We start from the raw sequence: 13,392 nt of genomic DNA, 5'->3' as shown, positions 1-13,392 counted from the left end.
CGTTCGGGCGCCCGGCTAGAGCCAAGGAGCCGGATCCCAGTCGAACGTGCGCGCCCACGCCTCGAGCTCGGCGCGCAGCGCGGCTGCGATCTCGGGATGCGCGGCAGAGAGGTCCGCCGTCTCCGCCGGGTCGTCGTCGAGGTTCGCCAGCACCGTGCTGCCCAGCGTGAACGGGCCGCCCAGATGCTCGCGCGCCGATGTCGTGAGCTTCCACGGGCCGCGCCGGGCCGCGAGCTGCGGGCCGTACTCCCAGAAGAGCGTGCGCTCGTCGGGCAACGGGGCCAGCGCGCGCAGGGCGCCCAGCACGCTCGTTCCGTCCGCCTCCGCGGAGGCCGGAGCGCCCGCCGCCTCCAGCACGGTCGGCAGGATGTCCATCATCGCCGCGGGCTCGGCCCATTCGGCGCCCTGCGGCAGCGCGGCCGGCCAGGAGATGATCGCCGGCACCCTGATCCCGCCGTCGAAGAGGGATCCCTTGTTGCCGCGCAGGCCGCCGGTGGATCCGCCCTGGTAGTCGATCTCCTCGCCGTCGAGCCAGTTGCGGCTCTCGGTGGAGGGGCCGTTGTCCGAGGAGAAGAACACGATCGTGTCGTCGGCGATCCCTGCGGCCTCGAGCGCGTCCAGGATCCGGCCCACGCCGTCGTCCATCGCGGCGATCATGGCGGCCATGATGCGGCGATCGTCGGGCAGCTCCGGGAAGCGGTCGACGTACTCCTTCGGCGCGTGCATCGGATAGTGCGGGGCGTTGAACGGCACGTAGCAGAGGAAGGGCTCCGCGCCGCCGTCCGCGATGAACGAGGCCGCCTTCTCCGCGATGACCTCGGTGAGGTAGCGGCCGTTGTCGTAGACCTCGCGCTCGTCGTCCCACAGGTCGTGGACGGGGTTCTGGCCCTGACCCCAGTAGAAGATGTGCGAGTAGTAGTCCACGCAGCCGGCGAGGAATCCGAAGTGCTGCGCGAAGCCCCGATCGAGAGGGCGGTAACCGGATCCGGTGCCGAGGTGCCACTTGCCGAAGATGCCGGTGCGGTAGCCCTCGTCCTGAAGCCGGGAGGCGAGCGTCGGCTGGGCGGGGAGGCCGGCGGTGCCGCGCTTGCCGCCGAGGATCTCCTGCACTCCGGCGTGCACCGGGTGGCGCCCGGTGAGCAGCGCGGCGCGCGACGGCGAGCACACCGGCGAGTTCGAGTACCAGTTCGTCAGGCGCACGCCGCGGGCTGCCAGCCGGTCCAGGTGCGGGGTGCGCACGTCGTCGCCCCCGAAGCAGCCCACGTCGCCGTACCCGAGGTCGTCGGCGTAGATCACGACCACGTTCGGGCGGGTCATGCGGGAACCCCCGCGGCGGGTGCGGCGTGGTCCACGACGGTGTTGTTCGAGGAGTAGGTGCCGGATCCCGTGCTCAGGTCGGGGCGGATCAGGTCGGTGATTCCGCGGGCGGCGAGATCGGCCGGATCCGCCGCCGTGCGCGACGTGACGAAGGTCACGTCGAGCCCGGCCTCGCATGCCTCCACCCAGGCCTGGAAGATCGCGCCTCCGGGACTCATCGCCGCACGGCTGACGGGGATCTCGTCCTCGTCGACCTCGACCACGATCGCGGTCGTGCGGGCGGGCGCCGGCCGCTGCTCACGGAGGGACGGGATGATCTCGGCGAACCGGCGCCCGATCGGCTTGGCCTCGCCCGTCTGGTCGATCAGGCCGAGCGAGTACTCCAGCTCCGGGTAGTCCGCGAGCTCGCGGCCCACGTCGTGGGAGCACCACCAGGTCACGCCCCAGAGGTTCTCGGTGCGCACCGCGGCGCGCACCGTCGCCTCGAGGAAGTCCGGCGTCTGCTCGGGGGTCAGGCAGTTCGACGGGGCGCCGACCTCCTGCAGCCAGACCGGACGGTGCGGATCCGTCGCGAAGGCACGGGACAGCTCGATCATGTACTCGGCGTGCCGGTCGCTCGCGGCGCTGCGCCCGCCGTAGCGCTGGGCGGTGCCGTTGAAGATCCACGAGTGCACGGTGGTCATGGCGCCGATGCGGCTCGCGTGGGTCGGCACGAACCCGTGGCCGTCCATGTACCAGGCTGCGTCGTACTCGCTGTGCACGTGCGGCAGGCCGGGGGCGGAGCGCTCCGCCGCGTCGAGCAGGGCGGTGAGCCAGCCGGCGGCCTCGTCGGGCGTGACCGGCCACGGGTGCGGGTGCACCGCGGCCGAGAACTGGTTCACCTCGTTGCCGAGGGTGAAGCCGAGGAAGTTCGGTGCGTCGGCGAGCGCGGCGCCGAGGCGCTCGACGAGCGCGACCTGGCCGCTCAGCGCCTGCGGGTGCGTGAACATGTTCTTGTCGTGCCAGGTGAACAGCCAGGACGGGATGAAGTCGAAGCTCGACAGGTGCCCCTGGATCACGTCGACGCTCGCGTCCATGCCGAACTCCGCGGCGATGTCGACCACGGCGCGCACATCGGCGACGGCCTTGTCGCGGATGAGGGTGCGGTTGGGCTGCAGCACCGGCCAGAGCGGGAAGATCCGCACGTGGTCGAGGCCGAGTGCGGCGAGGCCGGCGAAGTCGCGGCGCACCGCGTCGAGATCGAGGTCGAGCCAGGAGTGCATCCAGTCCTTCGACGGCGTGTAGTTCGCGCCGAACCGCAGCGGGGCGGATCCACGCGCACCGGCGGAGTGTGCGGCGTCGGTGTCGGGGGTCATCGAGTACGTCCTTCCGGGACGGGCTGGCGCGGGTGCGGGGTGTCGCCGAGCTCCTGTTGGAGATCCCACAGCTTCAGGGTCAGCTCACGCCGGATGCCGGCGTACGCGGGATCGAGATGCACGCTGGTGAGCTCGTACGGATCCTTCTCGAGGTCGAAGAGCTCCCACTCCGGAGGATAGGACGTGTCACCCGTATTGGGCAGTCCCATTCCGTCGGCGTAGTAGTAGATCAGCTTGTAGCGGTCGGTGCGCACGCCGTAGTGGGCCCAGACGTGGTGCATGTGGTCGTCGTGCTCGTAGAACCGGTAGTAGTGGGCGTCGCGGACGGGGGCCGGATCCGTCGCGGTCACGAGGTCGACGAGGCTGTGTCCCTGCATGCCCTCGGGGACGGCGACCCCGGCGAAGCCGAGCAGGGTCTGCGCGATGTCGACGTTCGAGACGAGCGCCTCGGTGCTCGCGCCCGCGGGAACCCGCGCCGGATAGCTGAGCACGAGCGGCATCCGCAGCGACTCCTCGTACATGAACCGCTTGTCGAACCACCCGTGCTCGCCGAGGTAGAAGCCCTGGTCCGAGGCGTAGATCGTGACGGTGTCGTCGAACCGGCCCTTCTCGTGCAGGAAGGCGGTGAGGGCCTGCACGCTCTCGTCGACCGCGGCCACGCAGCGCAGGTAGTCCTGCATGTAGCGCTGGTACTTCCACACCGCGCGCTCGGCGTAGCCGAGCTCGACCGGCGGATCCTCCTTGAGATCGACGTCGGTGAGGTAGTCGGCGATGCGCATCGTGGCGTGGTGGGCGGGCGTGCCGCGGCCGTCGTAGTCGTCGTCGAACGTGGGCGGCAGCGGGATCGGATCCGTGAACAGGTCCGCGTGCCGGGGATGCGGCAGCCAGGGACGGTGGGGCGCCTTGTGCCACACGAGCACGCAGAAGGGCTCGTCGCCCTGCGCCTCCATCCACGCGAGGGCGTGCTCGGTGATGATGTCGGTGACGTAGCCCTCGTAGCGCACGGGGCCGTCGGGCGTGAAGAACTCCGGGTCGAAGTACTCGCCCTGATCCGGCAGCACCTCCCAGTGGTCGAAGCCCACCGGGTCGTGGTCGGGGCCGTGGCCGAGGTGCCACTTGCCGAACATCGCGGTGCGGTATCCCGCGGCGCGGAGGGCCGTGATGAAGGTCTCGTGGTCGTTCGTCAGGTGCGTGGCGAGCGTGGTGACGGAACTGGTGTGGCTGTAGGTGCCGGTGAGGAACGCGGCGCGGCTCGGCGTGCACAGCGCGTTCTCCACGAGGGCGCGGTCGAAGCGGATCCCGGCGGCCGCGATCGCATCGATGCCGGGGGTGGTGTTCACCACCGATCCGTAGCAGCCGATCGCATTCGCGGCGTGGTCGTCGGTCAGCACGAACACGATGTTCGGGCGACGGGGATTGCTCATCGCGTTCCTCCTTGAGTCGCTGAAGGGATTTGGTTCACCGTGCGCAGAGAACACGGTGATATTGGACGACACCCTGCCCTTATGGCATGCTAGGCACACTATATCGTTTTAGTGATGGGATGCCAGCGCCGGCCGGCGATGCACCCGGGACACTTCGAAGGAGAACACGTCCATGAAGATCCGATCGACTATCGCCGTCGGCATCGCCGCGGTCGCAGCGCTCGCCCTCACCTCCTGCACCGGTTCGGGGGCGGCCTCCGGAGGCGGATCCGCCGACGGCGAGATCACGGGCACGGTCACGTTCCAGACCTGGTCGCTGAAGAACGACAAGTTCTCGCCCTACTTCGAGAACATCGCGAAGAGCTTCGAGAAGGAGCACCCGGGCACGACCGTCAAGTGGATCGATCAGCCCGCCGACGGCTACGAGGACAAGATCCTGCAGCAGGCCGAGTCCAACGAGCTGCCCGACGTCGTGAACCTGCCGCCGGAGTTCGCGCAGGAGCTCGCCAAGGCCGGCCAGCTGGCCGATCTGAAGAAGGACTCCAAGATCATCGGCGACTACGTCGACGGCGGTGTCGCGGCCTACACGTACGACGGGCTCGAAGGCACCTACGCCTTCCCGTGGTACCTCGGCACCGAGCTGAACTACTGGAACATGGATCTGCTGGGCAAGGCCGGTCTCACGGCGCCGCCGAAGACCTTCGACGAGACGCTCGACGCCGCAGCCAAGCTCGGCAAGCTCGGCATCGCGACCCTGTCCGACGTGCCGAGCCCCAAGTCGATGCAGATCGACATCAGCGACCAGGGCAAGACCTTCGACTTCGTCAAGGACGGGAAGTTCGTCTTCGACACCCCCGAGGCCGAGGCCATCGTCGAGCGCTACGCCGAGCTCTACAAGGAGGGCGCGGTCAGCCCCGAGGCGCTGCAGAACGCGGGCACGGCGAACGCCAACGTCGACAACTTCAACAAGGGCAGCGTCGCGTGGACGACCGCCGGCCCGAACTACATCGACAAGAACCTCGCGGTCAACGCGCCCACTCTGCTGCCCTCGGTGAAGGTGACCGGCGGCTTCGGCGAGCCGCCGCTGTTCGTGCAGGGCATCAGCGTCTCCAAGAACGCGAAGAACAAGGCCGCGGCCATCGCGTTCGCCGAGTACGTCACGAACGACGCGAACCAGATCGAGTTCATGAAGCTCGCCGCCGGCTTCTTCCCCGGCACGAAGAAGGCCAACGAGGACCCGTCCGCGTTCGCCGGCACCGCGCAGAACCCCGAGCAGGCCGAGGCCACGAAGTTCGCCGCCGCGCAGATGGACAAGGCCCGCGTCCCCGGCGCGCCCGGATCCGGCTACGTCGACTCGATGGAGAACTACGCCAAGCAGCAGATCGCGCTCGCGATCAAGGGCGACATCTCGGCGAAGGACGCGCTGAAGAAGGCGCAGGACTACGCCAACCAGAACGTCTCGAAGTGACCCGATGAGTGAGAGGAGGGGGTGAGCAGATGAGAAGACAACGCTGGTACACGCCGTACCTGCTCGTGCTTCCGGGCGTGATCTGGGTGCTCGTGTTCGCGCTGTGGCCGTTCCTGAACACGGTGGTGCTCGCCTTCACGGACGCGCGCCCCCTCCGGCCCGTCGCGTTCGTGGGCCTGGACAACTTCACCCGTCTCGCGAGCGACGAGCGGTTCGGGTACGCCCTCACCACGTCGCTCGTGTACGTGGTGGTGTGCGTGCCGCTGCTCACCTTCCTCCCGCTGCTCCTCGCGCTGCTGGTGCATCGCAAGATCCCGGCGATCGGGTTCTTCCGCACCACGTTCTACTTCCCGGTGATCGCTTCGGCGGTGGTCGTCGCGATCGTGTGGGAGTTCCTGTTCTCCAGCACCGGCACGATCAACTCGGCGCTGAAGTTCTTCGGCCTCGCCGACCGGCCGATCGAGTTCCTCTCCGATCGCTGGCTGCTCATCTTCTGCGCGATCGGCCTGACCGTGTGGAAGGGCCTCGGCTACTACATGGTCGTCTACCTCGCCGCCCTCGGGAACGTCGGGCGCGAGCTGCACGAGGCGGCCGCGATGGACGGCGCCGGGGCCTGGCGGCGGTTCTGGTCGGTGACCGTGCCGGGCGTGCGCGGCCCGATGATGCTCGTCTCGGTGCTCATCTGCGTCGCGGCCATGCGCGTGTTCACCGAGCTGTACATCCTCTCCTCGGGATCCGGCGGACCCGGAGGCCGGTCGATGAGCATGGTGATGCTGATCCAGTCGATGGGCAAGGGGCTGAACGGCCAGATCGGCTACGCCTCGGCCATCTCGATCGTGCTGTTCCTGCTGACCCTCATCCCGCTGACCGTGGTCGGCATCGCCAACAACGGCGAGATGATCCGCGACGCCCTGGCGGGCCGGCGGACCCGCCGCGACCTGCGCGCGCAGCAGCGGGCCGAGCGCCGTGATGCGAAGAACCGCGCGGAGGTGGCGGCATGACTTCCTTCCAGACCCCCGGCAGCGCCGGCGTGATCGAGGAGCAGGCGACGCTCCGGCAGGCCGCAGCCGGCCGCGGCGCCCGCCCGCCGCGCCACCGCGAGAAGCCGTTCCGCACCCGCGGATCCGCCGACATCATGAAGCCCTCCCTCGGCGGACTGATCGGCAAGTACGTGCTGCTCGTCGTCGTGCTCGGCATCATGGTGTTCCCGTTCCTGTGGCAGCTCTCCACGTCGTTCAAGGGATCCGGTGAGGACATCTACGGCTTCCCGCCGAACCTCCTCCCGAGCGCTCCCACGCTCGACCACTACGCGGAGGTCTTCCGCACGATCCCGGTGCTCGACTACGCGCGCAACTCGCTGCTCGTCGGCGTCGGGACCGTCATCACCAACGTGATCTTCGCCACCCTCGGCGGCTACGCACTGGGATGCCTGAAGTTCCGCGGCAAGGGGATCGTCATGGCGATCTTCTTCTCCACGCTGCTCCTCCCCGGCGAGGTCACCCTGACCAGCCAGTACCTGACGGTGAAGTCGCTGGGTCTGGCGAACACCCTGTGGGGAGTGTTCCTGCCCGGCGCGATCGCCGCGATCAACGTGCTGCTCATGGCCGCCGCCTGCCGGATGATCCCCGCGGACACCCTGGACGCCGCGACGATCGACGGCGCCAACACCCTGCAGCGCCTGCGCCACATCGTGTGGCCGAACATCCGCGGCATGGTCTCGGTGGTCGCCCTGTTCGCGTTCATCGGCGCCTGGGACGAGTTCCTCTGGCCGCTCGTGGTGCTCTCGGATCCGGCGAACTACACGCTCACGGTCGGCATGAACTACCTGAACTCGAACTTCGGATCCAACCCCCGGGTGATCGCGGCGGGAACGATGATCGCGCTCGTGCCGATCATCATCCTCTTCGCCGTCCTCCAGAAGCAGTTCTTCAAGGGCGTCGAGGAGGGGAGCGTCAAGGGATGATCTCCCCGGCGGCACCCGCCGCGCGAACGCCGTGGGCGTCGCTCCCGCAGCCCACGGCGTTCGAGCCGGCGGGCGGGACGTGGGAGCCGGAGCGGGTGCGGGTCATCGCGGCGAGCAGGGGACTGCGCCGGGAGGCGGAGCGGCTCGAGTCCGAGCTGCGGGCGCGGGGGATCACGGCGGCCGCCGACGTGTCGGATCCGGTGATCCGGCTGCGGCTGAGTCCGCTCGCGCACCGGGATCCGGCCGACGAGTCGTTCACGATCGACGTGGCGGACGACGTCGTGGTGACGGCCGCCTCCGCCGCCGGAGTGTTCCGCGCCACCCGGCAGCTCCTGCACAACCTGCGCGCCCAGGCGGCGGTCCCGCGAGGGATCGTGCGCTCCGCGCCGGCGGTCGCCGAGCGCGGACTGCATCTCGACGCGGGGCGCAAGCACTACCCCGCGGCGTGGATCCTCGCGCAGCTGCACGCCGCCGCCGACGTGGGCGTGAACGTGTTCCAGTGGCACTTCTCCGAGAACGAGGGCTTCCGGCTGGAGTCGACGGCCTTCCCCGAGATCGTGTCGTCCGGGCACATCACCCGCGCCGAGGCGGCCGAGATCGTCGCGACCGCCCGCGACCTGCACATCGACCTCGTCCCGTCGCTCGACATGCCGGGGCATCTGCGGCACGCGCTCCGGGCCCACCCGGACCTGCGGCTGCCGGACGCGCCGGGCCTCGCCACCGACCACGCGCTCGACATCACCCGCGAGGATCCGGTCCGCTTCGCCCTCGCGCTGATCGACGACATGCTCCCCGTGTTCCCGCACAGCACGCGCTGGAATCTCGGCGGCGACGAGTTCGTCGACTTCGACCGCATCGCCGAGTTCCCGGCGCTCGCGACGGCGGCGGCGGAGCGCTACGGCGCCGCGGGCACCGGATTCGACCTGCTGACCGCGTTCGTCAACCGCGTCGCCGCGCACCTGCGCGAGCGCGGTCTCGAAGCGCGCGCCTGGAACGACGGCCTGCTGCGCAGCACCGCTGAGCGTCTGGACCAGGACGTCGTGCTCACCTGGTGGACGAACTGGAACGCCGGCATGCGGCCGGTCGCCGACGCGCTCGCCGCAGGGCATCGGCTCGTCAACGTCGACGACGCGGTGTTCTACTACGTGCTCGGTGAGAACGCCGGCTACCGCTACCCGACGGCGGAGCGGATCTGGGCGGCCGGCTGGCATCCCGGCCTCTTCCCGGCGCTGTGGGGACCCCAAGGGCAGGCGACCGTGGTGCAGGAGCTGGAGCGCCCGTACCCCGCAGCGCTGCTCGGGGTCTCGTTCGCGGTGTGGTCGGACCGGCCGGGGGCGCAGACCCCGGCCGAGGTCGCGGAGGGGATCCGCGGACCTCTGCGCGCGATGGCGGAACGGTCGTGGAACGCCGGATCCGCCCTGGAGCTTGCGGACTTCGCGGCGCTCGACGCCGCGATCGGGGAAGTCACCCCACTCGAAGAAGAGAGAAGGCACGTATGAATCGCACGACAGCTGCCATCGGTCTCGGCGCGCTCCTCGCCGGAGTCGCGGTCCTCGGCGCGCCACCCGCTCTCGCCGGGACGGGATCCGCATCGGTCGGGAACACGTCGCAGTGCTCGGCCGAGCCCCTCACCATGGCGTACTACCGCACCTGGCGCGACGTCACGGTGCCGCAGAGCGCGAACTCGAACCTGCCCGACCCCAACGTCACGCGCATGACGGACCTGCCTCCCGAGGTCGATGTGGCGATGGTCTTCGACGCCGGTGCGACGGCGGACACCGACTACTGGCGCGCCCTGCGCGACGAGTACGTCCCTGAGCTGCATGCGCGAGGCACCCGGGTCGCGTACACGCTGTGGATCGACAAGCTCGCGAAGGCGGACATCCCGCTGACGGACCAGGCCTATCGCGACTACGCGCAGAAGCTCGTCGACACGTATGTCACCCCGTACGGGCTGGACGGCATCGACATCGATGTGGAGTCGTACCCGACCGGGGACGACCTGACCAGGGCGATCGGCGTCTTCCACGCCCTCGGGGATCTCCTCGGACCGACCTCGGGCTCCGACAAGATCCTCATCTTCGACACCAACCAGGACGGCAGCACCCCGCTGTTCACGGCGGTCTCGTCGAAGGTGTCCTACGTTCTCCTGCAGGCCTACGGCCGGGGCGCGGCGGGCATGCAATCGACCTGGAACACCTTCGCCGACAAGATCGCCCCGTGCCAGTTCCTCCCCGGGTTCTCCTTCACCGAGGAGCAGGACCGCACGCACTGGGGCGACGCGGAGGGGATCTACGACCCCGCGACGGCACCGGGATCCACGGCGTACGAGTACGCGACGTGGCAGCCGGAGGGCGGCACGAAGGGCGGGTTCTTCGCCTACGCGGTGGACCGCGACGGCAAGGTCTGGGGGGATGACAGCATCACGCCGACGTCCTTCACCTGGATGAAGAACCTCTCGGCCGTGCAGGACGACGCCGCGGGTGTCGCACCGAAGGCCCCCACCGCTGCGCTCGCCGCGGACCGGATCACGATCCGCGGCGTCGGAGCCCCGGGCGCCACCGTGAGCGTGAAGGTCACCGGTCCCGGGAGGATCCCCGCCGCGGCCTCGACGACCGCTGCCGTCGACGGCAGCTGGACGCTCGTGCTCGACCGCAAGCTGACCGTGCCGCAGAGGGCGACGATCACGCAGAAGCTGCCGCACACGGGCCCGTCTGCCCCGGCCACGGTGCGCGTCGCCGTCCGCTGAGCCGCCGGCCACCGCAGAACGGCGCGGGATCCGGTCCGAGGGGAGGGAGGCCGGATCCCGCGCTCTGCCCGGGATCGCGCGGGACGGGTTTCCGCCGCGATAGAGGGGGCGGGCCGATCCGGCCCGCCGTGTTCAGGACCCGGCCCGCCGTATTCAGGCTGAGTCCTCGGGAAGCCGGTCGACCGGGCGGTTCGAGGGGCGAACCTGGATGTCGGGCCTGAATTGTGCGGGCGGCTCCGTCACCGGCGATCCGTGCCAGGCGCACCTGGCGGAGCTCGGCGGAGGCCTCAGGCGGTCGCCTTGGCCGCGGCCTTCATCGCGCGCTTGTGCTCCCGGACTTTCGCGAGCGAGTCCGGCGAGACGATGTCGGCGACCGAGCGGAAGGATCCGTCCTCGCCGTAGGGCGCAGAGGCCTCGCGCCAGCCGGCGCCGGTGAAGCCGTACTGCTTGCCGAGGAGGGCGAGGAAGATCTTGGCCTTCTGCTCGCCGAACCCGGGAAGGCCCTTCAGTCGCCGCAGCACCTCGGCGCCGTCCGGATCCCCTTGGGTCCACAGGTTCGCGGCGTCCCCGCCCCAGTCGTCGACGAGCTTCTGGCACAGCGTCTGCACGCGCGTCGCCATGGATCCGGGGAAGCGATGCACCGACGGGGACTGCTTGAACGCGGCGAGGAACTCGTCCGGGTCGTACGCGGCGATCGCGGCGGCGTCGGCCGCGCCCGTGCGCTGCTCGATCTTGAGCGGTCCGGCGAAGGCGGTCTCCATCGCGACCTGCTGGTCGAGCAGCATGCCCACGAGCAGGGCGAGCGGGTTGTCGCTGAGCAGGGTGTCGGCGGCGGTGTCTCCGGTGATGTGAAGGGCCATGGATCCAGTCTCGCACTCCGGCCTCGTCATCCACTTCGCAGCTGCCGGTGCGCCAACATCGGAGATGTGCACCGACCGCGGAGCCGATTCGAGAATCTCTCCGAGCGAAGCGCACATCTCCGCGCGGGGAGCACGCCGCGGGAGCCGGTCAGTGAGGGATCTCGCGACGATCCCCGACGCGGAGCGCGAGGATCACGGCGTCGCCATCTCGCGGAAGACCGCGAGTGTCCGCGCCCAGGCCGGTGCCGCTCGATCGCCTTGCGCCCGCACACCCGGTGTTCCCCCGGCGCCCGCACGCCGGCAGTGCGGCTCGGCCTAGTTGATGATCTCGCCGCGCTCGTCGTCGAGGATGGCGGCGAGGCGGTCGCGCCAGCCCTGCAGCGCCTCCGGCGCGAGCCGCGTCCAGTCGTCGACCACGGCGACCACGCGAAGCGGATCCGCGCTGCGATAGGACCGCGTCGGATTGCCGGGGAACTTCTTGTCGGTGACGTTCGGGTCGTCCTCGAAGGCGCCGGTCGGCTCGACGAGGTACACCCGCGGTTCGCCGTCGCCGGCGGCGAGCTCTGCGGCGAGGCCGGCTCCGTCGCGCAGCGCGGTGAAGTAGATGTGATTCATGACGACCTCGGGCCGGTAGTTCGACCGGAATCCCGCCGTGAGCAGGTCCCCGGGCTGCAGATCCGCCTTGGTGCCGTGGAAGAACGGGCCCTCGTCTGTCACGTCGCTCACCCGACCAGGCTAGCCGCGGACGTGACCGCGACCGCGGACGCGGACGCGGCCGCGGGCCGGCACGCCCCGCGGGCTCGCCCGGAGAGAGTGAACCGGTCAGGCCGTGGCGGCGTCGTCCTGGACGGCGGGCTCGGCGGAGAGCCCGTACAGCGTCTCGAGGGCGGCGATGAACTCGGATCCGCGGCCCTGGGCGGCGAGCTCGTGCGCGCGGCTCGTCGGGGTGTGCAGCAGCACACCGGCGAGGTGGCGCATGGCCTGTTCGACCTGGCCGCCGTCGTCTCCGCGCTTGCGGGCGCGCTCGATCTCGGCCTCGAGCAGGCCGAAGATGTGCCCGCGCAGGGCGACGACCGCCGGGGTCACGCTCTCGCGAGCTCCCACTTCGTGGAACGTCGCCGCGGCGGCACGCACGATCGAGCGCGCGGCGTCCGTCGCCTGCAGCTCCTCGAGCGGCGCGTGCAGGCGGATCGTCTCGAGGTCGAGCAGAGCGACGCCCTCGACCTCCGCGACATCGGGTGCGACGTTGCGGGGCATGCCGAGGTCGACGATCAGCTGCGACGGGGTCGCGCCGGCCGAGAAGCCGTGCCCCGGAATCGGGCAGTCCACCGCCGAGCCGTGCGGCGTCGGGAGGGCGGCGAGAGCCGGGCCGCGGCCTGCGCGCAGGATCGCGGCGTCGAGCACGGGGTGGTGCTCGGCGCTCGTGCAGGTGATGACGATCGAGGCGTGCGCGGCGGCGCGGGCGTACTCCGCCTTGGGCAGCGCCCGGATCCCGTGCTTCGCGGCGAACGCGGCCCCGCGGCCCGAGGGGGAGTGCACGCTGATGTCGTGCGCGCCGCGCTCGCGCAGCGTCGCGAGGGTCACCGCGGCGTAGGCGCCGGTGCCGACGAGCAGCACGCGGGCGGTGCTCCAGTCGGCGATGCGGCTGTCGGCGAGGTCGAGGGCGAGGCGCACCAGCGACCGGCCGGCGCGGCCGAGGGCGGTGTCGTTCTTGACCTTGCGCTGGGCTTCGCTGGCGCGCTGGAAGAGGCGCTCCAGCTCGGGGGAGGTGGTGCCGTGCTTGCGAGCCGAGGTGAGCGCACGGCGCACCTGGCCGGCGATCTCGCCCTCGCCGGAGACGACGGATTCGAGACCCGACGCGACCGAGAAGAGATGCTCGACGACCCGGGGGCCGGAGTGCACCGAGGACGACGCGGAGAGGATGTCGGCCTCGATGCCGCTGCGCTCCGAGACCGTGCTCAGGATGCGCGCGACGTCGTTCTCGTCGGCCGTGCCGTCGACGTCGACATAGGCCTCGAAGCGGTTGCAGGTCGCGAGCACGACGGCGCCCTTGGATCCTTCGGAGAGGGATCCGGCCAGGTCGTCCGGGGTGCGACTGAGTCGTTCGAGGAGGTCGAAGGGGGCCGTCTTGTGATTGGCCGTGACGCAGAGCAGCACCCTGGGAGTTTACGCTCCGCGGCCTTTGCGGATCCTGGACATCCGACGCGCGACGTCATCCGGATCCCGGATCCGCCCGGTCGCGGCTGCTGATCGGCC

At 70.3% G+C, this 13,392-nt stretch carries 11 protein-coding genes; 5 read left to right on the top strand and 6 right to left on the bottom strand.

Translation table 11 applies throughout. The annotated features are described in order from the left end of the window. Positions 1–15 precede the first annotated feature (15 nt). From WFJ01_RS01130 to WFJ01_RS01120, 3 genes are read right to left on the bottom strand one after another with little or no spacing between them, the layout of a single operon-like run. The gene (locus WFJ01_RS01130; RefSeq protein ID WP_336627956.1) at positions 16–1,317 is read right to left on the bottom strand and encodes a sulfatase-like hydrolase/transferase; all 1,302 of its coding nucleotides are present in this window, start codon (positions 1,315–1,317) and stop codon (positions 16–18) included. Then, positions 1,314–2,672, bottom strand: a complete 1,359-nt coding sequence (locus WFJ01_RS01125) for a glycoside hydrolase 5 family protein (RefSeq protein ID WP_336627955.1) — start codon at positions 2,670–2,672, stop codon at positions 1,314–1,316. Before WFJ01_RS01125 ends, WFJ01_RS01130 begins: the two co-directional genes overlap by 4 nt. Further along, complete coding sequence (locus WFJ01_RS01120; protein WP_336627954.1) at positions 2,669–4,096, bottom strand: sulfatase family protein; 1,428 nt, start codon at positions 4,094–4,096, stop codon at positions 2,669–2,671. The genes WFJ01_RS01125 and WFJ01_RS01120 overlap by 4 nt, the downstream gene beginning before the upstream one ends. A 172-nt stretch (positions 4,097–4,268) precedes the next feature. Here WFJ01_RS01120 and WFJ01_RS01115 point away from each other — a divergent pair, with 172 nt between their 5' ends. From WFJ01_RS01115 to WFJ01_RS01095, 5 genes are read left to right on the top strand one after another with little or no spacing between them, the layout of a single operon-like run. Continuing rightward, positions 4,269–5,564, top strand: coding sequence for an ABC transporter substrate-binding protein (locus tag WFJ01_RS01115; protein ID WP_292883255.1), 1,296 nt, complete (start codon positions 4,269–4,271; stop codon positions 5,562–5,564). A 29-nt stretch (positions 5,565–5,593) separates the two neighbouring features. After that, entirely contained in the window at positions 5,594–6,565 is a 972-nt protein-coding gene (locus WFJ01_RS01110) for a carbohydrate ABC transporter permease (RefSeq protein ID WP_251442772.1), read from the top strand. Next, positions 6,562–7,527, top strand: coding sequence for a carbohydrate ABC transporter permease (locus WFJ01_RS01105; RefSeq protein WP_295034426.1), 966 nt, complete (start codon positions 6,562–6,564; stop codon positions 7,525–7,527). The genes WFJ01_RS01110 and WFJ01_RS01105 overlap by 4 nt, the downstream gene beginning before the upstream one ends. Continuing rightward, positions 7,524–9,026: a family 20 glycosylhydrolase gene (locus WFJ01_RS01100; RefSeq protein WP_336627953.1), complete on the top strand. Its 1,503-nt coding sequence runs from the start codon at positions 7,524–7,526 to the stop codon at positions 9,024–9,026. The genes WFJ01_RS01105 and WFJ01_RS01100 overlap by 4 nt, the downstream gene beginning before the upstream one ends. Next, the gene (locus WFJ01_RS01095) at positions 9,023–10,276 is read left to right on the top strand and encodes an EndoS/ChiA family endoglycosidase (RefSeq protein ID WP_336627952.1); all 1,254 of its coding nucleotides are present in this window, start codon (positions 9,023–9,025) and stop codon (positions 10,274–10,276) included. Before WFJ01_RS01100 ends, WFJ01_RS01095 begins: the two co-directional genes overlap by 4 nt. Before the next feature lie 287 nt (positions 10,277–10,563). On the opposite strand, the gene WFJ01_RS01090 is transcribed toward WFJ01_RS01095, so the two are convergent. The 3 genes from WFJ01_RS01090 to WFJ01_RS01080 all read right to left on the bottom strand — a co-directional run bounded on the left by WFJ01_RS01090 (position 10,564) and on the right by WFJ01_RS01080 (position 13,293). Continuing rightward, complete coding sequence (locus tag WFJ01_RS01090) at positions 10,564–11,136, bottom strand: HhH-GPD-type base excision DNA repair protein (protein ID WP_251442757.1); 573 nt, start codon at positions 11,134–11,136, stop codon at positions 10,564–10,566. A 315-nt stretch (positions 11,137–11,451) separates the two neighbouring features. Continuing rightward, positions 11,452–11,862: an NAD(+)--rifampin ADP-ribosyltransferase gene (gene arr / locus WFJ01_RS01085; protein WP_292883271.1), complete on the bottom strand. Its 411-nt coding sequence runs from the start codon at positions 11,860–11,862 to the stop codon at positions 11,452–11,454. Between the two features lie 96 nt (positions 11,863–11,958). After that, the gene (locus WFJ01_RS01080; protein ID WP_336627951.1) at positions 11,959–13,293 is read right to left on the bottom strand and encodes a glutamyl-tRNA reductase; all 1,335 of its coding nucleotides are present in this window, start codon (positions 13,291–13,293) and stop codon (positions 11,959–11,961) included. Positions 13,294–13,392 lie beyond the last annotated feature (99 nt).

Source organism: Microbacterium sp. MMO-35, assembly GCF_037147555.1.
Taxonomy (GTDB): domain Bacteria; phylum Actinomycetota; class Actinomycetes; order Actinomycetales; family Microbacteriaceae; genus Microbacterium.
The sequence above is the reverse complement of the archived record's forward strand: the minus strand, read 5'-3'. Positions and strand labels throughout refer to the sequence as shown.